This window comes from Endozoicomonas sp. ALD068 (genome assembly GCF_049310145.1).
Lineage (GTDB): Bacteria > Pseudomonadota > Gammaproteobacteria > Pseudomonadales > Endozoicomonadaceae > Endozoicomonas_A.
On sequence record NZ_JBLYNU010000004.1, the window covers coordinates 4,647,557 to 4,670,931 of the forward strand.

At 48.0% G+C, this 23,375-nt stretch carries 22 protein-coding genes; 13 read left to right on the forward strand and 9 right to left on the reverse strand.

Annotated features, from left to right (window positions below; translation table 11 throughout):
* Positions 1 to 9: 9 nt before the first annotated feature.
* Both lysA and lptM read right to left on the reverse strand, forming a co-directional pair.
* On the reverse strand, positions 10 to 1,278 hold the full coding sequence (lysA, locus tag ACO6V5_RS16885) for a diaminopimelate decarboxylase (RefSeq protein WP_422412603.1): 1,269 nt from the start codon (positions 1,276 to 1,278) through the stop codon (positions 10 to 12).
* A 123-nt stretch (positions 1,279 to 1,401) separates the two neighbouring features.
* Positions 1,402 to 1,524 (reverse strand): LPS translocon maturation chaperone LptM, encoded by a 123-nt coding sequence (gene lptM / locus ACO6V5_RS16890; RefSeq protein ID WP_422136612.1) that lies wholly within the window; start codon positions 1,522 to 1,524, stop codon positions 1,402 to 1,404.
* 168 nt (positions 1,525 to 1,692) lie between these two features.
* Between lptM and cyaY the strand changes: the two genes are divergently transcribed.
* Positions 1,693 to 2,016 carry an iron donor protein CyaY gene (cyaY, locus tag ACO6V5_RS16895; RefSeq protein WP_422136611.1) on the forward strand — a complete coding sequence of 108 codons (324 nt, stop codon included), beginning with the start codon at positions 1,693 to 1,695 and terminating at the stop codon, positions 2,014 to 2,016.
* Positions 2,017 to 2,168: 152 nt separating this feature from the next.
* On the opposite strand, the gene ACO6V5_RS16900 is transcribed toward cyaY, so the two are convergent.
* Together ACO6V5_RS16900 and tenA are read right to left on the reverse strand one after the other, a co-directional pair.
* Positions 2,169 to 3,299, reverse strand: coding sequence for a porin (locus tag ACO6V5_RS16900; protein ID WP_422412605.1), 1,131 nt, complete (start codon positions 3,297 to 3,299; stop codon positions 2,169 to 2,171).
* A gap of 585 nt (positions 3,300 to 3,884) precedes the next feature.
* Complete coding sequence (gene tenA, locus ACO6V5_RS16905; protein ID WP_422136609.1) at positions 3,885 to 4,571, reverse strand: thiaminase II; 687 nt, start codon at positions 4,569 to 4,571, stop codon at positions 3,885 to 3,887.
* Positions 4,572 to 4,676: 105 nt separating this feature from the next.
* On the opposite strand from tenA, the gene ftnA reads away from it, so the two are divergent.
* Positions 4,677 to 5,192, forward strand: coding sequence for a non-heme ferritin (gene ftnA / locus ACO6V5_RS16910; protein WP_422139730.1), 516 nt, complete (start codon positions 4,677 to 4,679; stop codon positions 5,190 to 5,192).
* 69 nt (positions 5,193 to 5,261) lie between these two features.
* Here the strand turns inward: ftnA and ACO6V5_RS16915 are convergent, their stop codons facing one another.
* On the reverse strand, positions 5,262 to 5,696 hold the full coding sequence (locus ACO6V5_RS16915) for a sensor histidine kinase (RefSeq protein WP_422136607.1): 435 nt from the start codon (positions 5,694 to 5,696) through the stop codon (positions 5,262 to 5,264).
* Between the two features lie 136 nt (positions 5,697 to 5,832).
* Here ACO6V5_RS16915 and ACO6V5_RS16920 point away from each other — a divergent pair, with 136 nt between their 5' ends.
* Both ACO6V5_RS16920 and ACO6V5_RS16925 read left to right on the forward strand, forming a co-directional pair.
* The gene (locus tag ACO6V5_RS16920; RefSeq protein ID WP_422136606.1) at positions 5,833 to 6,408 is read left to right on the forward strand and encodes an IS607 family transposase; all 576 of its coding nucleotides are present in this window, start codon (positions 5,833 to 5,835) and stop codon (positions 6,406 to 6,408) included.
* A 22-nt stretch (positions 6,409 to 6,430) separates the two neighbouring features.
* Positions 6,431 to 7,534 (forward strand): RNA-guided endonuclease InsQ/TnpB family protein, encoded by a 1,104-nt coding sequence (locus ACO6V5_RS16925; RefSeq protein ID WP_422492208.1) that lies wholly within the window; start codon positions 6,431 to 6,433, stop codon positions 7,532 to 7,534.
* A gap of 48 nt (positions 7,535 to 7,582) precedes the next feature.
* On the opposite strand, the gene ACO6V5_RS16930 is transcribed toward ACO6V5_RS16925, so the two are convergent.
* Entirely contained in the window at positions 7,583 to 9,112 is a 1,530-nt protein-coding gene (locus ACO6V5_RS16930; RefSeq protein ID WP_422413333.1) for an amino acid adenylation domain-containing protein, read from the reverse strand.
* A gap of 421 nt (positions 9,113 to 9,533) precedes the next feature.
* Between ACO6V5_RS16930 and ACO6V5_RS16935 the strand changes: the two genes are divergently transcribed.
* Both ACO6V5_RS16935 and ACO6V5_RS16940 read left to right on the forward strand, forming a co-directional pair.
* Positions 9,534 to 11,036 (forward strand): catalase, encoded by a 1,503-nt coding sequence (locus ACO6V5_RS16935; protein WP_422413331.1) that lies wholly within the window; start codon positions 9,534 to 9,536, stop codon positions 11,034 to 11,036.
* 59 nt (positions 11,037 to 11,095) lie between these two features.
* A complete protein-coding gene (locus ACO6V5_RS16940) occupies positions 11,096 to 11,617 on the forward strand; it encodes an ankyrin repeat domain-containing protein (protein ID WP_422413329.1) in 522 nt (173 codons plus the stop codon).
* 136 nt (positions 11,618 to 11,753) lie between these two features.
* Here ACO6V5_RS16940 and ACO6V5_RS16945 read toward each other — a convergent pair whose 3' ends face one another.
* Positions 11,754 to 12,449, reverse strand: coding sequence for an RING finger domain-containing protein (locus tag ACO6V5_RS16945; protein ID WP_422136602.1), 696 nt, complete (start codon positions 12,447 to 12,449; stop codon positions 11,754 to 11,756).
* Between the two features lie 107 nt (positions 12,450 to 12,556).
* Entirely contained in the window at positions 12,557 to 13,210 is a 654-nt protein-coding gene (gene elbB / locus ACO6V5_RS16950; RefSeq protein WP_422136601.1) for an isoprenoid biosynthesis glyoxalase ElbB, read from the reverse strand.
* A 188-nt stretch (positions 13,211 to 13,398) separates the two neighbouring features.
* Between elbB and ACO6V5_RS16955 the strand changes: the two genes are divergently transcribed.
* From ACO6V5_RS16955 to pgi, 7 genes are all read left to right on the forward strand, one after another.
* Entirely contained in the window at positions 13,399 to 14,601 is a 1,203-nt protein-coding gene (locus tag ACO6V5_RS16955; RefSeq protein ID WP_422136600.1) for a retroviral-like aspartic protease family protein, read from the forward strand.
* Positions 14,602 to 15,148: 547 nt separating this feature from the next.
* Positions 15,149 to 16,630, forward strand: a complete 1,482-nt coding sequence (pcnB, locus tag ACO6V5_RS16960; protein ID WP_422136599.1) for a polynucleotide adenylyltransferase PcnB — start codon at positions 15,149 to 15,151, stop codon at positions 16,628 to 16,630.
* A gap of 20 nt (positions 16,631 to 16,650) precedes the next feature.
* Complete coding sequence (gene folK, locus ACO6V5_RS16965) at positions 16,651 to 17,148, forward strand: 2-amino-4-hydroxy-6-hydroxymethyldihydropteridine diphosphokinase (RefSeq protein WP_422136598.1); 498 nt, start codon at positions 16,651 to 16,653, stop codon at positions 17,146 to 17,148.
* Between the two features lie 220 nt (positions 17,149 to 17,368).
* A complete protein-coding gene (panB, locus tag ACO6V5_RS16970; protein ID WP_422136597.1) occupies positions 17,369 to 18,163 on the forward strand; it encodes a 3-methyl-2-oxobutanoate hydroxymethyltransferase in 795 nt (264 codons plus the stop codon).
* Positions 18,164 to 18,285: 122 nt separating this feature from the next.
* A complete protein-coding gene (panC, locus tag ACO6V5_RS16975) occupies positions 18,286 to 19,146 on the forward strand; it encodes a pantoate--beta-alanine ligase (protein ID WP_422413323.1) in 861 nt (286 codons plus the stop codon).
* A gap of 81 nt (positions 19,147 to 19,227) precedes the next feature.
* Positions 19,228 to 19,755 (forward strand): hypothetical protein, encoded by a 528-nt coding sequence (locus ACO6V5_RS16980; protein WP_422413321.1) that lies wholly within the window; start codon positions 19,228 to 19,230, stop codon positions 19,753 to 19,755.
* A 274-nt stretch (positions 19,756 to 20,029) separates the two neighbouring features.
* Positions 20,030 to 21,673, forward strand: a complete 1,644-nt coding sequence (gene pgi / locus ACO6V5_RS16985) for a glucose-6-phosphate isomerase (RefSeq protein ID WP_422414117.1) — start codon at positions 20,030 to 20,032, stop codon at positions 21,671 to 21,673.
* Between the two features lie 624 nt (positions 21,674 to 22,297).
* On the opposite strand, the gene ACO6V5_RS16990 is transcribed toward pgi, so the two are convergent.
* A complete protein-coding gene (locus ACO6V5_RS16990) occupies positions 22,298 to 23,281 on the reverse strand; it encodes a transposase (RefSeq protein WP_422442127.1) in 984 nt (327 codons plus the stop codon).
* Positions 23,282 to 23,375: the final 94 nt, after the last annotated feature.

Here is a 23,375-nt window from a genome sequence, read left to right on the forward strand (position 1 = left end):
GCGCAATAATTATCCTTCTGGCAGCAGTATTTCGTTGGCCCACTGGTCAGCCAGCCTTTCCCGGCGACGAACCAGATGTACCTGATCACCATCGACCATAATTTCAGCAGGGCGACAACGGGAATTATAATTGGAGCTCATTCCAAAGCCATAGGCACCGGCAGAGCGGACCGCCAGCAAATCGCCTTCAGCCACTTTCAGCTTTCTGTCTTTACCCAGAAAGTCTCCGGTCTCACAAATGGGCCCGACCACATCGCACAATAGCTCCCCTCTCTCGTCGTTGCGCACCACCGGTTCAATACCATGCCAGGCGCTGTAGATTGAAGGACGCAAAAGATCATTCATGGCCGCATCAACCACGGCGAAAGCCTTATGGTCAGACTGTTTGATCAGCTCAACTTCAGTGATCAGCATCCCTGCCTGTGCGGCAATAGATCGCCCGGGCTCAACCACAATTTTCAGGTGCTTGTGGTGCTCGTTGGCAGCCAGGTGCTCTCTCACTTGCCCCAGATATTCTGAGGGTGTCGGTGGCTGTTCGTGTTTTTCGTAGGAAATACCCAGGCCACCACCAATATCCAGATGCTTCAGAATAATACCCATTTCACGAAGCTGATCAACCAGCAGCAATAGACGATCAAGAGCATCAATAAAGGGCTCTTTGGTGGTGAGCTGAGAGCCGATATGACAGTCCACACCCACCACTTCGATATTCGCTAGCTCAGCTGCCCGCTGGTAAACGGCAGGCGCAGCCTTGATATCAATACCGAACTTGTTGTCTTTCAGACCCGTAGAAATATAAGGGTGGGTCCGGGCATCGACATCCGGATTCACCCGGACAGAAACAGCGGCCACTTTGCCCATGATTTCTGCTTCTTGCTGGATTCTTTCCAGCTCCGTTTCTGACTCAATATTGAAGCAGTGAATACCCAGTTCCAGGGCTCTTCTGATTTCATGACGCTGTTTGCCGACACCGGAAAAAACCACTTTAGAGGCTTCACCGCCGGCAGCAATAACCCGCTCCAGTTCACCAACGGAAACGATGTCAAAACCCGCTCCCAGTTTTGCCAGAACATTCAGAACCGCCAGGTTGCTGTTAGCTTTGACGGCGTAACAAATCAGGTGAGGCCACCCTTCCAGCGCCTGTTTGTAGGCTTTAAACCCTTCTTCAAACCCTTTGCGGGAATAGATGTAGGCCGGGGTACCAAACTGTTCAGCAATTTCAGTAACGGGAACCTGTTCAGCATAAAGCTCACCGTCACGGCTGGGAAACCAATCCATCAGACTGTCTTACTCTCTGTCATAAAATTTCTGGGGAGCATTATTCTACTTTTCCGGGCTTGAGGCATCCATGCACTTGAGGCATCTATGCGCTTCAGTCGCCTGTCTCTCCCCGGAGACTGATTACTCTGACCCACCATGAGTCAACTGCTGGGTGTCACCATCCTTTGGAAGATACAAATCCCCTTTCTGACCGCACCCGGCAAGCAGAAGAGTGGTGAACATGAGGGCAATAAGGGCTCTCATGAAAGGCTCCTTGTACTTTTTACCATGAGCTGAATTTGCTCAGGGCTGTGTGGATAGTCATTCACCACCAGAACAGCCCTTCTTTGAAAAGGCTGTTTCAGCAATGATCAACCGCTGAGTATAATCTGCATCAAACAGCGGCGATAGCCCTAACTGACGGATACACTGATGAACGAAAGCGAATATCATGACCTCCTGGACGACCTGATGGTCGCTATTGAAGACGCCATAGAAGAGGCAGGGCTGGATATTGATTATGAAACCGCCGCAGGCATTCTCACTCTGACCTGTGAAGACAACTCCAAGGTCATTCTGAGCCGCCAGACACCCGTGCTGCAATTATGGCTGGCCGCCAAAGGCGGCGGCTTTCACTTCGATTACGATGAAAGCAAAGAACAGTGGATTGCTGACAGCAACGGCGAAGCGTTTATGCAGGTATTGAATCGCTGTTTGAGTGAGCAGTATGGGGAGGCAGTAGAACTTACCGTTTAAGTGCTGGTGAAGCTTTAGCTTCCCTGGTTCAGGTTTCCTAAAAAACAAAAAGGCGAAACCCGGATAGAGCTTCGCCTTTTTTGACAGAGTCTGGGGAAGCAGATTGCGCCTCCTCAGATACTGCTTACTGCCAGGCTGACTGCTTCTGATGATTAGAAGTAGTAAAGAGCCTGCACAGCGTAGGTGTCGTCAAAATCTTTATTGCCAGCAGCAGCGACTTTCTCACCACGGGTGTATTCGAAAGCGAACTGCATTGGGCCAGTTTCATAGATGGCACCCACCATGTAGTCGGTGAACTGAGCGTCAGTCTTGTCACCAGTGTAGGTGTCGTCAGCAGTCAGCTGGTTGAAACCAGACTGCAGGTAGAAACCATCAACAACCTGAGGCAGGGCCAACTTACCGTACAGTTCAATACCGGTAGATTCTTTGTCCAGAGTGCCTTTGACTACAGCAGTCTTGTTTTCAAACTGACCATAGGTAGCTGCCAGGTACAGAGCTTCGTTTTCGAACTTGGCGCCAACGGTAGCAGAGGTAGACTTGTCAGAACCGCTGTAATCTGGAGAGTTAGTTGGAAGACTTGCAGGAGTATTGTCTACTTCGTTAGCGTACTTGGTTTCGTTGTAGGTAGCACCCAGAGACAGACCCATTGGCAGATCGTAGCTCAGAGCAACACCGTAGCTGGAGTCACGAGTTCCAGACTCGCCAGCCAGTGTAGTGCCACCGGTACCTTTCAGCTGGTACTGGATACCAACGTTCAGACCGCCAAAGCTGTTGCGATACTGGATTACGTCGTCAGCACGCGCAGTACCGTCAGTGTCACCATTGTCGTGTGAAGAGTCAGCATCAGTTGCCAGACCTGTACGGCCACTGTAGACACCCATAGCAGCACCACCACCGATGGCGAACTGGTCAGTCCAGCCAGATACGTCAGAGGTTACAGACCATGCTTTACCTGCAGTGAAGGCACCGTAGGTATCGTGGCTCAGGCCAACATTACCCAGACGGTTGAAGAACTGATCGTCCTGGTCGCCGTCAACAGCGTAGAAGCCCCACTCAGCAACAGCAGAACCGGTCCAGCCGCTGGAAAACTTGTGAGCGTATTTGAAGTTGATGCGTGGGCTGGCATCTTTCATCTCAGCGTCAGAACCATTGCTCTTAACGGTCTTAGCTCCGATCTTACCGCCAATTGACAGGCTGTTAACGTCATCGTTATAAACTTCCAGGGCCATTGCCTGACCGGCAACGAGGGAAGCGACTAAAGTGGCAAGCAGTTTCTTCTGCATGATCACTGGACTCCTAACTCAATGTGTTGTGTTGTGTGGATCTTTTCTGCTTTTTATATGTGATCACGAACTATTAGAAATCATTCTATGACCGAGCAGTTATATGCGGATTCTTATAAGTTATTGGACGTTCATCACATCACTAAAACTCATATACTTATTCAATTTTTGATATTGCTGAGGATTTATACTTATACGACTAAGTTCGCACGCAGTTAAAGCCACCATTAAAATAGAGATACTTACCTATTGAACTCCCCGACCTGTCTTTTTACCGTAACTATTTAGCGCAGACGGTTAAGTAAATTTTTTAAAAACCGGGTAAAAGTTGATTAAAGAAACACACTCTTTTTCGCTAAAAAAGAGACTTTACGGCTCACAAGTAAACGACAAAGATTAAATTATTAAAAAAACAGAACATTACTGCCTGTGTCAGGTATTGAATTTCGGAGAGAGTAAGGCAGATCGGCATTCAAACTAAGCAGAGCCATACAGCGGGATAAATGGATTAAAAGAAGCCTTTAGAAGCAGAAGGTTTATTTTTATCAAAGTGAACTGTTTCCAGCCCACCTTGAATAATGTTCCTTAAAAAGTCCGATTCAGCCCCATATCCCAGAAGCCAATTTCCAGACGGGTGGCCTCTCTGAAAGTACGACAGAGAGAGTCCATCCGGCCTTCAGAGAAACGGCTGGCAGCCAGTGTTTCAATCGCTTCAACCTGCCTGACAGCCCCTTGCACAAACTCCTCTCCCCCATAGGTTTGGATCCATTTCCAATAGGGGTTTCCTTCTCTTTTAGTTGCCGGGTCATTGATCAGTCTCAGACCAATCTCTGCATAGCCTACTGCACAGGGGGCGAGGGCAGTTTCCAGATCCAGAATATCACCTGCCATTCCTCGCTCCAGCACATAGCGGGTATAAGCCATATTAGCCCTGGCTTCTGGCTGACTGACCACATCCTGCTCAGTCATTCCCCACTCGGCACAGTAGTCTAGATGAAGATTCATCTCTGAGAGAATCCCGGCCACGGAGCCGGAAGCTGCCCTCATATCCTCAAGATTATCAGCCTTGTAGACCGCCAGCGCATAAGCTCTGGCGAAGTGAATCAGAAACAGATAGTCCTGCTGCAAATAATGCTTGAAGCTTTCCAGAGGCAGTGTGCCGTCCGCAATACCCTGAACAAACTCATGGTGACAATAGCGGTGCCAGTCATCAGCACAGGCTGTTTTCATTTTGCAGTAAAGCGTATCGGAATGAACAAAAGGAGAAGTCATGACTCAGTCCAGAAGCGTGTGAAAAAAGGCGAAATCATACCCTGAATGTTTAACTGGAGCACCAAGCCGTTATACTTCAGTTTTTGGCACGAACAGGTTAAAACCATGCTGACTCAAACCATGATCGACAAGCTCAACGATCAGATCAATCTTGAGTTCTACTCCTCCAACCTTTACCTGCAAATGGCTTCCTGGTGCGAAGCCCAGGGGCTTGATGGCTGCAACGAGTTTCTGCGTCGGCATGCCCGGGAAGAAATGGAGCATATGCAAAAGCTCTTTGACTATGTTAATGAGACTGGGGCAATGGCTATCATCGGTGCAATCAATGCACCTCCCCACCAGTATGAATCGGTAAGAGATATCTTCCAGCGGACTTACGAGCACGAGTGCGAAGTGACCCGTTGTATCAACGAGCTGGCGCACACTGCATTTACTGAAAAGGACTATAGTACTTTCAACTTTCTGCAGTGGTATGTAGCCGAGCAGCACGAAGAAGAAAAGCTGTTCAAAGGTATTCTGGATAAAATCGATATGATTGGCTTTGAGGGCAAGGGTCTCTACTACATCGACAATGAAGTATTGAAACTGGTAGCCTCCATGCCTCCTGTAACGGCAGCATAGACAGTGCTTTCACAGGGCAGCTTTATGGCCACGGAGGTTCCTTCATCCAATGCCTTAAGCTTGCTCTGTCTAAACAGGCAAAGTAAACCGGAAACTGGTCCCCTTTCTCAATCGGCTGGTCACCTCTATATGACTGCCATGCAACTCCAGAATTCTTTTCACGATGGCCAGCCCCAGGCCAATACCTCCGGCTTTGTTGCGATGCTCTGCGGCCAGTGATGCCTGGTAGAAACGATTGAATATTCTTGGCAGATCCTCCTCATCAATGCCTCTGCCTGTATCTTCAACCGTTACATTAACGCCCCTTGCTGTGGTACTCAGACGGATCAGGATCGAGCCATTCTGCGGAGTGTGGGTAATAGCATTTTTCAGAAGATTATCAAACACCCTCTGAATCATTCCGATATCAGCAAAAACCTGTGTCTGACTTTCATTACACTCTATGGACAGGGAAATCCCCCGTTCTTTCAGAGTCAGCCTGAAGCTCTGAACCGTGTCGTACATCAGCTCAGCCAGAAGAAAGTGCTCAAAGTCAGGCTTTTTGCTGCCTGACTCCAGCTTTGACAGTCAAATAAAATTGCAACAATCGCAAAATCAATTACGCCAGACACAAGATAAATCGTCAAAAGGTGAATTTATCTTGTGGGGTTCAACTACAAAGCTAGCCAAGATTGAAGGCGTAACCAGCCAAACTATGAGGCGCAAGATCGAAAGCGGTCACTACGAAAAAGTGAAGCAAACCAGTGGTGGTCACTTCCGCATATTCATCAACCAGCAGAGGAAGATATGCTATACAAGAGTGAGTTCTGGAAAGCAAAAATCCAGCATTGACACGCAAAAGCGTATCTTACTCAAAGAGCGCCCTGATGCAGAATTTATCAGCGACATTGCCAGTGCTTTCAACTTTAAGCGAAAAGGACTGCAAACCATTCTGGAATCAGCGGTGTGCGGAAATCCAACCCGTACTGTGGTTGCCACAAAAGATCGCCTTGCCCGATCAGGGTTTGGACTCATCAAATGGCTTGTTGAATTATCGGGAGGACACATCGAGGTTTTGGATGACCCGGATAACGCCTGTGGGCCATTCGACACCCAAGAGCTTATCGGTTTCATTACCTCATTCTGCAATAGCCACTACGGGAAGCGATCTGCTAAAAGACGCAAAGGACGCAAAGATAGTAGCGTCAAAAAAGATCAGGTTTTACCCAGAGAATAAGCAAGCCTATCACGATGCCCTGATACTCTATCGCAGGTCGTACAACCTTGCTGTTGAGCGTTTCCGCAACGATGACTATAAAGATGCCAGCGGAAAATTCATCAACATGCGACCTGCCATTAAAGCTCAAGTGAAGCAAGAGCAAAAAGAAAGTGGCAGGGCTTATAACTCGCTTGTTTCTGATAATGGAACACTGGCGGCAGCGACCACATTCAAAGCGGTCTGCGAGCACAACAAGAAGCTCAAGGGAGCTAAAGAGGGCTTTGCAGAAATCAGTTTCAAAAGCCGCAAAGGTAGCAGGCACTCATTCTCTATTGACCGTTTGCCAAAGGGGTTAAATCCCTGCGTACAAGCTCTTGGCAAGATTCACCTGACAGAAGATGTGCCAGCAGAAGCGATTGGTAAATCTTGTGTCGTAACCTACGACAAAGGTCGCTGGTACATTCAGGTTCAACAACATATTGAGCTAAATCCCGAAATCCAAGGGAAGGTTAGATGCGTTGGAGTTGACCCCGGAGTTCGCACCTTTGCCACTTGCTACAGCGAAAAAGAGGCGTTGATAGCGGGTGATAAGGTTGCAAAAACAAAGCTGTTTCCACTGATGAAGCAAGTGGACAGCTTGATCAGTCAAAAGCAAAAAATCCTGAACACGCAGAAGGGCGTTAAGTTCCTCGACATGCCCCAGTGGGCAAGAGATCGGATTATTCATTTCAACAGGGAAATTGACCGGCTGAAATGCAAAAAGGATGACATTGTTCTTGATCTGCATAATCGGCTGGCGTTCGAGCTGGTGTCGAACTACGACGTTGTATTTTTGCCAACCTTTGAGACAAGAGGTATGGTCACACGCAAAGATAAGAAGGTTCGCACCATTCGCCGTAACACCTGCCGCCAGATGCTTGACCTCAATCACTACCAATTCAAAATTCGGCTTAAGTGGTACGCAAAAAAGTATGGAAAGCATGTGGTTGATTGCAACGAAGCCTATACATCCAAGACTCGATCATGGAGCGGGACCATTGACGAAAAATTAGGTTCTTCCAAGGTTATTAAGGGTGAGGGCTTCACCGTTGATCGTGATATCAACGGTGCCAGAAATGTCTTTCTTAAGTGTTTGACAAGGTAGCTTGAACCTTAGCCATAACAGCGAGTGTTGCGCTCGTTGCGGATTTAATCAAGAGTAATAGGGCAATCTGTCTTCTATAGCTTTCAGACATTTTTCAATGCTGCTATTAGCGGGTCTGACAAATGTCACCAGTTCTTTGTCGTTTAGCTTCATGGTCACAGCCTGTTGACATAGACCCGCTGACTCGATGACGTTTGAAATAGCGTCGAGCTCTACCCTGAAGCCTTTAACCTTGACCTGATCATCAGTGCGCCCAAAGTGTTCCAGCTCGCCCTCTTCATTCCAGCGTGCCAGATCTCGCGTTCTGAACATCAGGCTACCATCGGCCATAAAAGGATCAGGCTGATAACGCTCACGGGTCAGACGGGCATTATTGATGTATCCTGCTGAAACACCTTTACCCCCGGCCCAGATCTCACCCACTTCTCCCATCGCACAGGGCTGCATATGCTCGTCCAGCACATACACCGTATTATTGGGTGTCGGTTTGCCAATAGTGAGAGCCATTGAGTGTGGGCGAAAGTGCTGGGCCGTATTGATGATGGTGGTTTCGGTTGGGCCGCAGCTGTTAATGAAGCGACATCTGCCAGCCCAGTTTTCTGCCAGTGATCTTGGGCATGGCTCGCCTGCAACAGCAACACTTTTGATTCTTTGACACTGGTCAGCATCAACTTTTGCAAGAATACTGGGAGTAGCGATGATGACATCGCACTGCTTGGCTGCTTCAGTGAAATCGTTTTCCCGGATCACCAAGGTTCCGCCATGGGCAAGACAACCCAGAATTTCCCAGGCCGCCATATCGAAAGCAATGTTCAGCAGTTGCGACACTTTATAGCCGGGCTTTATTCCCAAATTACCTGGCGCTGTCAGCAGAATATTGCAGACATTGCCATGAGTAACCCGGACACCATTAGGCTTACCGGTGGTTCCCGACGTGAAAAGAATAAAGCAATTGTCACCGTGGCTTGCAGCAGAGCGAGGCACTGTCATGGACCAGGATTGCTGATCCTCTGACTTTGGAAAATCCAGACTATCAATAGCCAGAACTCTCTGGTGGTCCCTGACAGGAATTTTCTCCACCAGATGTGACAGTGTCAGAACAATATGGATATCTGCAGAATCCATCACGTCGATCAGGGTGGATTCCGGCGTAATTCTGACATCCTGAGGCACATAGGCGGCTCCTGTCTTCAGAATACCCACCAGCCCCACCAGCATGTGAATGGATCGCTCAAGAAACAGCCCAACATTATTTCCCTGACCTATTCCCATAGTGGCCAGTTGCACAGCCAACCAACTGGCTTTTCGATTGAGTTCACCGTAGGAAATATTTTCCTGTTTGTGCTGGGCAGCAATGGCTTTCTCCTGCTTCAACGCCTGCAGCTCAAAAGCCTGATGAATAGCATGGTGCGAGATTTGTCGTTCAGGGCCCCGGCCAAAAGCCTCAAATTTCTTCTGATCAGCGGGACTCAGTCCTGCCAGCGCCTGCCGGTTAAACCTCCTATTCTGAACTGCATCTTCCAGAGATTGGTTTAGTGATAGCGAGGTCACCGGGTTGTTGTGACTTTCCATCCTCATTGTTTTTGTCTCCAGTCAAATAACACGATATTGAAAAGTGACAACGGAAAGCCTTTTGGGCTCATGGTACTTTTCACCTTTACTGCGGTTGACTGAAAACATCACAGGAAATTCTCACAGAATTATCACAGGCTTCTCACTTATTTTTAAAATTCGCTCCAATGCTCTTTTCAGATCAAAATAAGCATGGTTAAACAACCATAGATAACAATTACACAACAGACTTAAAGCCATTAACTTTCTCTATTGTCCAGATAGAGAGAAGTAACTGTCTCCTTACTCTCCCGCTTGATTCAATAAATCCAAGCTTGGTTATGATCGACTGACTCGGCTAACCATAAAAAAATCACATTTAAAAAATTCCTTTTGAAAGCATCTTCGCTGTTACAAATGCTTGCATGGAGGTTAGGAGATAAAAGCGATGAAACCGCTTGCATATTGCACATTACTTGCCCTTGCCATATCCGCCACCCTTCAGGCCGCTCCTCTGACCCGGGATAACGGAGCAGTAGTGGGTGACAACCAGAATTCATACACCGCCGGGGAGAACGGTGGTGTTCTACTCCAGGATGTTCAACTCATTCAGAAGCTCCAGCGTTTTGCCCGGGAGAGAATTCCTGAGCGTGTTGTCCACGCCCGTGGAACCGGTGTTTATGGTGAATTTAAAGCCAGTCGTGATATTTCCGATTTAACCCGCGCCGCTGTTTTCACAAAAGATGAAGTCACTCCGGTATTTGTTCGTTTTTCTACCGTAATCCATAGCAAAGGATCACCAGAAACTTTGCGTGACCCGCGAGGTTTTGCGACCAAGTTTTATACTCGTGAGGGTAACTGGGATCTGGTAGGCAACAATCTTCCGGTGTTTTTTATCCGCGATGCCATCAAATTTCCGGATATGGTCCATTCACTAAAACCGTCTCCAGTGACGAATCAGCAAGACCCGAATCGATTCTTTGATTTCTTCAGCCATGTTCCTGAATCCACTCACATGCTGACCTGGGTCTATTCCGACTTTGGCACACCGGCCAACCTGCGTCAGATGGACGGCTTTGGTGTGCATGCCTACAAATTCATTGATGCTGGCGGTGATGTTTCCTACGTGAAATTTCACTGGAAAAGTCGCCAGGGCATCAAGAACCTGACAGCCGAAGAAGCGGCAGAAATACAAAGCAGGGACTTCAGCCATGCGACACGTGATATGTATGAAGCCATTGCCAGAGGCGACTACCCGAAGTGGGATCTTTTCATAAAAGTACTCAAGCCATCACAACTGGATGACTTTGACTACAACCCACTGGATGCCACAAAGATGTGGCTCGATATCGAAGAGACCAGAGTAGGTACGATGACGCTGAACCGAACACCGGACAACTTCTTCCAGGAAACGGAACAGTCCGCTTTTGCCCCGGCCAATATTGTACTAGGGATTGAACCTTCTGAAGATCGCCTGCTACAGGGTCGGGTGTTTTCCTATGCCGATACTCAAATGTATCGTCTGGGCACCAACCATCAGCAAATTCCTGTTAACCGTGCCAAAGCAACGGTCAGCAACTGGAATCAGGACGGCGCCTCCAACCATGGCAATCAGACTTCTGACGTTAACTATCAACCCAGTCGTTTAGACCCAAGAAAGGAAGTGGCCAAAGGCCGCTACAGCTCTTTACCTGTTGAAGGCGAGTATCTGCAGCGAGCTATCGGGAAACAGTTGCCGTTTGCTCAGGCAGGTGTCCTCTATCGCAGCTTCAACAAACAGGAGCGCAAAAATCTTGTTAGCAATCTGGCTGCAGATCTTGGCAAGGTTGAAAACGAAGATGTGAAATACATCATGCTCAGTCACTTCTATCAGGCTGACAGCGAATTTGGTGAACAACTGGCAAAAGCCGTTGGCGGCAACCTGAAAACCGTCAAGAGCATGTCCAGATAACGCCACTGCAGTGGCGCTCACAAAGTGTGTGCCACTGTCTTCAAAATGAAGGTGGATCTATGCGCTTGGTTATTTTGTTTTCATGGTTTTTAGGACTCGCTGCCACTGTTCAACAGTTACAGGCTGATACTCCTGATTATCCTGTTGAAGTCAGACCATCAGCTTCTGAAAAAGTCGTTAAAGATCAGACTGCACGACAACTTACGGACTTTTTTCTGGCAGCAGCCCGTATCAACGATACAGAAGTGATTAGCACATTTGTGAAAGCTGGCTTTCCGGTAAACGCTAAAAACCAAAAGGGCTACACAGCCCTGATGGTGGCTACCTATAACGGACAGCCCGATGCTTTTAACCTGCTTTTATCAGAGGGTTCAGACCCTTGCCTTAAGGACAACAGGGGAAATACCGCATTAATGGCAGCCATCTTCCGTGGCGAGTTGAAGATGGCTTACCGGTTAATGAAAAGTGAGTGCGACCCTCGACAGCAGAACAATGTCGGCCAGACAGCAGAAGAGTTTGCCCGTGTTTTTGGGCAACAGGATATTCTTCAGGCGCTGACATCCACCAAAAACACGGAATGATTTTTTAAGGTTGAGCGGAACTGCAGGACATAGTCTGTCATTAGCTTATCGGACCATTACCAGAACCCGATCAACCAGCTTGTCGATCCCCCGGTCGGCTTGACTGATGCGCCTGACAATAGCGCATCGGAGGGTACTAACGCTCGCATAAAGGGCAGAAAGGTGATTGCTTCGCCCATTCATCAATGCATGCCTGGCAATACCAGTGTTTTGCACAGGACGCAGCTGCAGGGTCTTTCAAGGAATCTAAACAAATAAGACATAATCCTGGAAAAAGCTGTCTTGCCAAGCAGCAGAAAGCTTCTATAGATAATTCGTGCTCTGCTATTTTCGCAATGAGTCTGAAAATGGCTAATAACGAGCTTTCATTACTATTAAAAAATACGCTTAGGTCATAAGCAGTATTAACCAAAAAACCTGATAATAGGCTTATTGATAAAATAGCAATATATATATAATTATGATTACTAGCGCTTTTAGATATAAGGAAACGTAATAAAGCAACATTTACCATTTCAGATAATCGTAAAGGCAGCCTTAGATGATCGTAATATAATGACAGATAGGTTAATAAATCCAAAAGACCAGTGTAAAAACTCTGTACGTAATCTTCATATGACGCAGAATGGTCGGAACTTACATATTCATCATAATATAACGAGAAAGCAGTTAATAAATTCAACAGACCACTGGAAAAACTCTTGTCGTAATCTTCATAGGAAACATTATGGTTGAAACTTATATGCACTTCATAAGTATCAACTTGATACCCGTAAGAAGCAGCACACAATATTAGAAAGATAAATATCACTAATTTGCGTAGATGAGGCATATTCATCACCCAAGGGAGGGCAAGCCAACTGACCACTGTCCACTGTCCACTGACAACTGAACAGCAGCCTTGCCATCCCAGACAAAGGAGGACAAGGCTTCGGGAAATCAGACCATAGACAGAACCCGATCAACCAGCTTGTCGATCCCGACAGCGGCTTCACTGATACTCTTGGCAATCATATAGGCCGGAGTGGTCACCAGCTTGTGCCGTTCATCAACCACAATATCATCCACAGCACACTCCACGTGCCTGACGCCTGTCTGCTCCAGTGCAGCAGCGGTCTCAGCGTCATTGCCGATGGTGGCCAGAACCCCTTCACCAAATATGCGACCGGCAATAGCCGGTGAAATGCACATCATCCCGACCGGTTTTCCGGCGTCTGCGAAAGACTTGACCGCCAGGCTGACGCCACTCTGAACCTTGAGTTCACTGCCCCTGAAGGCAAAATCCGATAAATTTTTTGCCGCTCCGAAACCACCGGGCAGAATCAGGGCATCAAAATCTTCCGCCTTCAACTCTTCAAGCGGCCTGATCTCACCCCGGGCAATCCTGGCCGCTTCTACCAATACGTTGCGGCCTTCTTCCATTTCTTCACCCGTTACATGATTAATAACGTGATGTTGAGGTATATCGGGGGCAAAGCACTGGTAACTGGCTCCGCAGCGATCAAGGCTGAGCAGGGTCAAAACAGCCTCATGGATTTCGCTACCATCAAAAACACCGGACCCGGAAAGAATAACAGCTACTTTTTTACTCATGGATAGTCTCCATTTCATGCCATCACGAAAGAGCGGCAGACTACAGATTCTGAAAATCATCAGCCACAGGCGAAAAAATCTCTTCAATACTATAGAGCAAAGAAGGATGAAATAATTTGCACAATTAACACGCAGATGGATTGCGTCGACGATCCCTTTGGAGTCAAGCTAGACTGAAGAAAAAATACTTGAATGGAGTCCCTGTCCTGTTGAAAAAAATTCTGGCTCTAAGACTTCTAACATTATCCATCATGATGTTTGCCACTGGCCTGATTACCGGTTGGTGGTGGCATGAAGTGTTGGCTGTTAAGGGCAAAAAGACTTACTTCGAAAATCAGGACTTCAGGAATTGGCTGCCTCTTGGAGATTTCACTAACACGCTAGAGTGGCCTGACATACCTCAGGAAATCATTGATTTTGAGCGGGCACTGGAAGAACACAGGTACGATGACGCCCTGATCATTTTTCAACGGCAGGAGCGACAGAATTCGGAACTTAGTCAACGACTGGAAACAGTCCTGCTGCAAAAAATAGATGAATGGTATGAACACAGGGAGTACAGTATTGCTGCACTGGAACGTTTTACCCAACATTATTATCAAAACCCGGTTTTTCTGAAAAAGCTGGCCCAGCTCTACACCGAGGAGCAGGAGCTGGAGAAAGCCATTGAAGTGTTGATCAGCGTCCGCTCGTTCATCAGCCTGCCTGATCAGCTGGAAAACACAGCCGACAGTATTCACAAGCTCAGCCGCATGATCTATGAAAACAGGCAGAAAAACCAACAACTCCAGGAAACCCTGCCCCTCTTCCAGAAACTGGCAACCATGGAACCCGAGCGTGCCTTTTACCGGTTTGCAATGGCTCAGGGTTACCTGTCTGCCGAGGATTCCAACAATGCCATTCGCGAACTCGAGTTATTGCAGACCGATGAAGAGTTTGGCCGAATGGCTTTCAAACAACTGTCTGACCTGTTGCCCCCTGTTCAGGAAGAACCCGAGGAAATGCCAACCTCAGCCATTTCTCTCGTTAATGAAGGCAATCACTACATCGTAGTAGCGTCAACTCAGGATAAAAGCCAGCCAAGATTGCTGATTGACACCGGAGCCAGCCTGACAACTTTGCCCAATACTTTATTGAAAGAGCTTAAACGCAAGAAAATGGCCCATCGGGTGAATCATACCCAGTTGAAAACAGCCAGTGGGTTTGTCTTTGCTCCTATTTATCGGGTGAAGGAGCTACACCTCGGTCAATACATTGTCAAAGACCTGGAGGTGGCCGGATTAGAGCTGGACTACGCCTCTGCAGAAGGGTTGCTGGGTATGAATGTACTGGGTCAGTTTCACTTTCAGATCGACCAGGACCGTAACTACCTGATTCTGTCACCTCGTTAACACCGAAGTGTTACCCCCACCTGTTACGCATTAATACCTATTCTCTGCGAAAGTAACAAAGTCTCGTAACCTTTTCTTCATTTGCCCCCTTCGAATAATTTAATTATTGTTAAAAATCAACAAGTTAAAAAAACTGGCACAACCTATGCTAAAGACTGACAAAACAATAACAATAAGCACAAATAATAAAAATAATAACCCTGCCCAAATAACAACAATAAGGGCAAAAGTAAGTTGATTATTTTGCAGTATGCCCTCCGGGTTCACCATGGAAAAGGTAGCCAGCAAAATCATCCGTTTACAGTCTCCGGCGATACAATAAAAATAATAATGATTCGCCAACTAAGGGGGGGAGGTTTGCCTTTCCCCCTTTTTTCTTTTCTATCTAACACCTGTCTGATGTCCTGATATGAGCTCCTAAAGACTATAAACCTGTGTCAACATCCCCCACTGGAATGCTATGATGTACGCCAGACCGGAGCAGTACATCTGATCCACCGCGACGATATTACTGACTAACCAACAAAGATTTCATGCAAAACTCATCATGACAGGCATCATTATTACAGTATTAGTGGTGCTGGGCATATCGCTTGCTGCTTACTTCCTGCTTAAGCCATCCACAGAAAAAGACTCTGCACCCCCTGAATCGCAGCTTCCTGAACCCGACTCTGTTTGGGAGCCTGACCAATCCCAGTCTGAAGACCAGACTCGCATTCCTCAAGAAAACCACCCTGTTTCACGGCGTGAAATCAGTGAAAATGCTCTGAAAGTACTTCACCGACTGAACAATAATGGCTATGAAGCCTACCTGGTAGGGGGCTGTATCCGGGACCTTTACCTGGACCTGCACCCCAAGGATTTTGACGTTGCCACCAATGCAACGCCTGAACAGGTCCGCAGACTGTTTCGTAACTCACGGATCATTGGTCGAAGATTCAGGCTGGTGCATATTCTGTTTGGTCGCGAAATGATTGAGGTCGCCACCTTCAGGGCCGGTCATGATGATGCCCGCAATGATAGCCACAGCAAGGACAAGTCCGATCACTCTGATTCCGGACGGATTCTCAGAGACAACGTCTATGGCTCAATGAAAGACGACGCTATTCGTCGAGACTTTACCGTCAATGCACTCTATTACGACGTCCGTGATCACTCTGTCATAGATTACTGCGGCGGTCTTCAAGATCTTGAAGATCAGACCTTGAGGTTGATCGGTGATCCGGTTAAACGATACCACGAAGATCCGGTCCGAATGATACGGGCGCTGCGCTTTATGGCCAAGCTGGATTTCGATATGGACCCTGCAACTGCGGACCCCATCTATGATCTGGGTCATTTGCTGAGTGACATACCATCGGCCAGGCTGTTTGACGAGGTGCTGAAACTACTGCAATCAGGCAAAGGGGTAAGAACTTTCCACCTTCTGCGTGAATACAGTCTGCTTCAGTACCTGTTCCCGGCAACACATCACAGCCTTGAAGCTCAGGATGAATTTGCTGAAGCACTGATTATCAGGGCGCTGGAAAGTACCGATTCACGCATTGCCCGTGGCAAACCCGTCACTCCCGCCTTTTTATTTGCTGCCTTCCTCTGGACGCCGCTGCAAAGACTGGCCGGAGATCTCCGTGAGCAGGGCATTCCTCCCATACCCGCTCTGCAACAGGCAGCCATGGTCGTGCTGGACAATCAGTGTACTCACACTGCGGTTCCAAAACGTTTCACCATGGTAGTACGGGATATATGGGAAATGCAGCACAGACTGGAACGCCGTCAGCCAAGAGCCATTGAGTCCTTGATGGCGCACCCTAAATTCAGGGCCGCCTACGATTTTCTGGTACTCAGGGAAGCCGCCGGTGAAGCACTGGACGGAGCGGGGGAGTGGTGGACCGACATCCAGGACTCTGCTGACCAGGACAGAAACAGCATGATTCGCGACCTTCATTCCCGTCCCGGTGGTAAGGGAGGCCAGAAACGAAGAAGACGCCGCCCACGCAAGCGTCCTCCTGTTACGAACAAACCGCAATAAACCAGCGAAGCTGAAGCATTATGACCAGCGTCTATATAGCCCTGGGCAGCAATCTGGACAATCCCGGTCTGCAATTGCAAAGAGCCGTGGACGACATCGATTCCCTGTCCAAAGTTGAATTATCAGGCTGTTCAAAGCTCTACATCAGTGAACCGGTGGGGCCTGCAGGACAGCCTGACTATTACAACGCTGCCGTTCGGATTGAAACCACATTCGCACCACTGCCGTTACTGGACGCCTTACAAGCCATTGAAAATAACCATGGCAGAATCAGAACCGTGCACTGGGGGCCGAGAACACTCGATCTTGATATTATCCTGTACGGTGATGAAATCATTGATTCCGATCGTCTGACAGTGCCCCACTATCAGATGCATCTGAGAAACTTTGTGCTCTGTCCACTTCTGGATATAGACCCTGACCTGACCCTGCCTGATGGCCGCAAGGCAGCCACACTTCTGGCAGAAGTCGGAACCGCAGGTATTGAAGTCATGGCAACAAAGTATCCCTGGCTTTGACATCCTCCCCGACATGAAAGAGGGTGTCGCGAAAGCAAGTAACGAAAGCAAGTAACGAAAGCACTTAGCGAAAGCACGTAACGAAAGTACGGAGGTTTACGCTCATTCGATAAACTTCCGAATCACGCTTCCCCAGAAGCACTGACACACCTGACTGCTTTGCGTATAATCCGCCACAAAGCACTTTCCAGTTAACGCTAAAGGCTCAAGGTCCTGATAGATGGCTAAAGTAACCCTGAAAACCCTGGCCGACATGAAACAATCCGGCGAGAAATTTGCCAGCCTGACGGCCTATGACGCGACGCTCGCCCATCTGGTCAACACTCAGGGGGTTGAAGTCATTCTGGTGGGGGACTCTCTTGGCAATGTCATACAGGGCAATAGCAGCACGGTTCCCGTCACCGTCGATGACATGTGCTACCACACCCGCTGTGTAGCCAGGGCAGCTCATGACTCCATGGTCATGACAGACCTTCCTTTTGCTTCCTACGCCACCGAAGAACAGGCAGTCATCAGTGCCGCCAAAATCATGCAGGCCGGTGCCGAAGTGGTGAAACTGGAGGGTGAAGGCTGGTTGCCTCCTACCGTGACCTGCCTCAGGCAGCAGGGCATTCCTGTCTGTGTCCATATGGGACTCACCCCACAATTTGTTAATGTTTTTGGCGGCTACAAGGTTCAAGGTCGGGAAGAGGAAAGAGCCAACAGCATGATCCAGGCTGCCATTGATCTGCAGGCTGCCGGTGCGGCCATGCTGCTTCTGGAATGCGTACCCAATGACCTGGCTCGGGAAATCACCAAAGCCGTTGACATCCCGGTTATCGGCATTGGTGCCGGAGACGCAACCGATGGCCAGATTCTGGTCCTCCATGACATGCTCCATCTAACAGCAGGCCGCAAGCCCAAGTTTGTAAAAAACTACATGCAAGACAGTGCCACCCCACAGGAAGCTGTGGCTCGGTATGTTGCAGAAGTTAAAGATGGCACTTTCCCGGGTCCGGAACACAGCTTCAATTGAGTCTCTCCATTCAGTCAGGTTTCTGAATGATCTGGCTGAATGGTATAAACAGAATCTCTTACAACCGCCAAAAGCCAGAAATACTGGCTTTTTTAAATTCACTGATCGTCTAGTTATTCGCTATGAAAACACTTCATACCATCGCTGAAATCCAGGCTGGGGTAGCAGCTTGCAGAGTCGAAGGCAAAACCGTAGCTTTCGTGCCGACCATGGGTAATCTGCATGGCGGTCACCTGACTTTGGTCGAAAAAGCCCAGAAACTCTGCGATGTGGTCGTTGTCAGCATTTATGTCAACCCACTGCAGTTTGGCCCGAATGAAGACTACGACTCTTACCCTCGCACCATGGAGCAGGACCAGCAGCTCCTGATCGAGCAGGGAGTAGATCTGCTCTACACTGCCCAGACGACAGAAATTTATCCTGAAGGCAGCGAACATCACACCCACGTCAGTGTCGAAGAGCTGGATGGCATGCACTGTGGCAAAAGCCGTCCGGGCTTTTTCACAGGTATAGCCACAGTGGTCAGCAAACTGTTTAATATTGTTCGTCCCGATGTGGCTGTCTTCGGAGAAAAAGACTTCCAGCAGCTGGCCATTATTCGCAAAATGGCCAAAGACATGTGCATACCTGTTGAGATTGTCGGTGCACCTATCGCCCGCGAAGATACCGGACTGGCCATGAGTTCCCGCAACGGTTATCTGACACCGGAAGAACGTGAAGAAATAGCCCCCACGCTTTATCGCTGTCTGCGGGCCGCACGTGAAGCTATTCTGGCGGGCGAGTGTGATTATGACCTGCTGCGCCGTGACGCTTTTGCAAAAATGGCACAGGCTGGATTCAAGCCGGACTATTTCAACATCAGCAGTACTACCACGCTTCTGCCAGCGGGTCCCGATGACCAGAACCTGGTGATTCTGGCAGCCGCCTACCTCGGCAAGGCCCGATTGATTGACAACATCACGATAACACGTCAGAAAGATTAGCAATGGTTGAATTAACCGGGAGCTAAACAGGGAAGGAGTGTCTTATACTGAACCAGACTCAACGATACGAAGGTAGACTCTATGGAAGACAGGACACGACAGGTTTCACACTGGTTTAGCCGGTGCATGAGTGTTTTGAGTATAGGATTACTGACACTCATCAGCTACAGTCCTCCTGCTTTGACTGCCCAGGAAGCTCCCTATGGCATGTGGTTGTTACTATACCCTGAAGTGCTGGGGAAGAAAGTGACAGCGGGTGCATTGATAATTTGCTCGGGAAATGCTTCCAGCGATTCTGATTGTGGAGAAAAAAATCATTTCACTCTGGTTTTTCTTGAAGATAACGGAATCCATGGCTGTTTAGACTTCGTGTCTACAGGATCAGCCAAAAAAGAAGCAGAGAAGCCCTGGCAACTGTTTGCCAGGGATGACGACGATGAAGAGAAGGAAACTTTATTGGCTAACGTTGAGCGGTCAGGTGAGCATTTGACATTGATTGATCAAGAGCAGCGCCACTTATTGAAATTTAAAAAAGATACCTACAAAAATATAGAAAAAAAAATTGATGATATATGCAGTCAAAAATATAAGGAGCAGAAACCTCATTAAATCAACAAAGCATTCGTAAGTACTCAGCCATACGGAATCGAATATTTCTGGCTTATTGGGCAGGTGCTCTGCAAGGCGCAACGACGGGAACATAGCAAGCTATGTGACCAGAGTTGCAACGCATCACGACTGCATGGATGCAGGAGCTAGAGCAACGCAGGAGCAGTTGCCGCGAGTGCCTGAACAATAAGTCAGAAAATATGATTTCGTATGGTTGAGTACTTACCATTCATAAATTCTACTTTCTATCACAACACTCCGAGGCTGTACTCACATGAGTCCTATTCAACACTTGCCTGAATCCTCATCGCTGGAAACCCTGCAACAAAAGATGGCAGGCACGCACCTGCGAGAAATGTTTGCAGCTGACAAGGACCGATTTGAACGCTATAGCCTGGAAGCGGCTGGCCTGTTTCTGGATTACTCCAAAAATCTGATAAACGACGATGTAATGTCTTCCCTGATGACGATGGCTAAACAAGCCAGACTGCCAGAGGCCATTCAGGCCATGTTCCGTGGTGACAAAATCAATTACACCGAGAATCGTGCCGTTCTGCACACAGCCCTGCGTAACTCTGGCACAGATCCGGTCATGGTCGACGGTGAAGATGTCATGCCTAAAATTCGTGATACCCACAAGCGCATGAAAGGCATTACCGACTCAGTGCATTCTGGCGAGTGGCAAGGCTTCACCGGCAAAGCCATCAAACACATTGTCAATATTGGTATTGGCGGCTCCTATCTGGGTCTGAAGACAGTCATCAATGCTCTGACGCCTTATCATGTTGAAGGGCTCGAACATCACTATGTAGCCAATATTGATCCGAACGAAATTTCAGAAGTTTTCCGCAGGATTGATCCAGAAACCACCCTGTTTATCGTGGCTTCCAAGTCCTTTGGCACACTGGAAACCTTGCAGAATGCCCAGGCTGCCCGTGCCTGGATGCTGGAAAAAGGTTGTGCCGAGTCCGACATTCGCAAACACTTCGTGGCTATTTCCACCAATCTGAAAGCCATTGATGAGTTTGGTATCGCCCAGGAAAACACCCTGCCACTCTGGGACTGGGTCGGTGGCCGTTACTCTCTTTGGTCCACCATTGGACTGATGATCAGCCTGGTAGTGGGCTTTGAGAACTTCCAGAAACTGCTGAAAGGTGCCTGGGAGATGGACAGGCACTTTGCCCAGGCACCTCTGGAAAAGAACATGCCGGTTATCCTGGGTATGCTGGGCGTCTGGTACCAGAACTACTTTGGCTCAGAGTCTCACGCCGTTATTTCCTACGATTACTTCCTGCGTGACTTCCCGGGCCATTTACAACAGATGGATATGGAAAGTAACGGCAAGCAGACCCGCAGAGATGGCAGCACCGTTAATTACCAGACAGGTGCCGTTATCTGGGGTGGCACAGGCACTAATGACCAGCACGCCTATCACCAGTTGCTGCATCAGGGTACACGACTGATTCCTGTGGACTTCATTGCTCCGGCCACCAGCCATAATCCACTGGGCGAACAGCATCCATGGCTATTTGCCAACGCCCTGGCCCAGAGTCAGGCCATGATGCAGGGTAAGAATCTGGATGAGGTTCGTGAAGAGTTAACGAAGGCGGGCATAAGCAGTGCCGATATTGACGCTCTGGCGCCTCATAAGGTGATTCCCGGCAACCGTCCCAACAATATGATTGTGCCTGAGAAAATCACTCCGGAGGTGGTGGGTGCTCTGGTGGCACTCTATGAACAGAAAGTCTTTGTGCAGGGAACCCTCTGGCAGATCAACTCTTTTGATCAATGGGGTGTAGAACTGGGCAAGGTTCTGGGCAACCGGGTTTATGACCGCCTGAAAGAGTCCGGTACGACTTCCGATCAGGACAGTTCCACTAATGGACTGGCTAATCGTTTCAAGCGTTTTAATGCCTGATTGAGGTTGAATTAAACGGCATCTGTTCAAAGAGTTGATAACTCTACGATTTCATCATCACCTGACGAGAAAGAAATCTCTTTGTAACGTTTTGGCTGGTTTCTCTCCAGCCAAACTGCAAAACAAAAAAAGAGCCGCGATAGCCTCAGTGGATATTGCGGCTCCTCATTCTGTCGTGTGAATCAAGAAGTTATTTTATCGATCATTGCAATCCAAGCACTAAGTCGAACATCTACATCAACAGAAAAAAAAAATAAAAAAAATAAAATAAAAAAAATAAGACACCCATAAAAAAACAGCCTCGTCAAAAAATTAAAATAATAAAATAAAAATAAAATAAAAAAATAAAATAAGACACCCATAAAAAAACAAGACATTCAAAAACAATAAAATAAGACACCCATGATAAAAAAAAATAAGACACCCATAAAAAAACAAGACATTCAAAAACTGTATTCCCAAAAAGGATCAGAAAATCTATCCTCAAGTAGCGTATCAATGAGACACACAGCGCCATCCAACGAACAAAGGCTGTCCAAGCCATAATTCAGACAATGCAAATCCATTCCGACATAAGTCGAAGAGATAAAGAGAGGGTCTTTGACGTCTTAACTGACTTCTACACTAACCTGTCAGGTACAAACGACTGCAGGCGTTTAAACCTCGAAGCCACTTCTGTCCGGCTTCAAGTGCAAAGGCCTTCATCGCCTCCAGACGGCCAACTGCCCGATAAAAACGATTATTCCATTGCATGGTTTTCAGCCACTCATCCGGATCAATTTCCAGTCTTTGAAGAATAGGAGGGGTACACGACGGGATGGAACCTTTCTTGTCTGTCCTGACAATGCGGCCACTCCAGTCAACCAGTTCCAGATAGTCGTGAAGAAGGTAGGGAAGGGCAACGTCCGCTTCCTGTCCCTGCAAACAGAAAGGTTTCAGGGTCAGCGGCTGTTTTTTAGTCTCAGAATGTTTAACCTGCTCCACTCGTTCCTGAATCGACGTGTAGTTCGACTCTTCCGGTATTTCTGCCTTTCCTGCCCGAATCGGATTCAAGTCAACATAGGCCATGCAGGTCAGTAACGCTGCTTCGTCCAGCAATGCCTGGCTTTTAAAGCGACCTTCCCAGAAGCGTCCTTTACACTCATCTTCTTTGTTGGCCTCACGAGCAAGATATTCATTCAGGCAGCGCATAAACCAGCTGATATCCGTTAAACGACGTCGGTATTCCTCAGCATATTCATCAATATGGGCCAATTCAGCGCTGCCCAGTTTGTCAGCAGCCAAATGCCTTTGTACCAGAAGTGGGCCTGTAAACAAGGTCGTCCAACGGTGAAGCACTTCGTCCCGTGACCAGCCTCTGGCAGATGACTGATTGATGTGCAAAACCACATGATAATGATTCGACATGACAGCGTAAGCGCAGACTTCGATAGCAAAGACTGAAACCAGTTCCCGGAGTTTATCCACCACCCACTGGCGGCGATGCTCGTAGTTCTTGCCAGTCAGGTGGTTCTCTCCACAGAGGTAAGCCTGACGAACACATCTTGCTATGCAGTGGTAATAGGGCGTTGAACCGGGGTCAATCAGAGTATTGCGGGCCTGAGCCATGAACTCACCTGTCTGGGTAAAAAATCAGTGATGGGTGAAAAAGTAGACTAGGTGGATGGTAAAGCAAATTTATGGGTGTCTTTTTAAATGATGG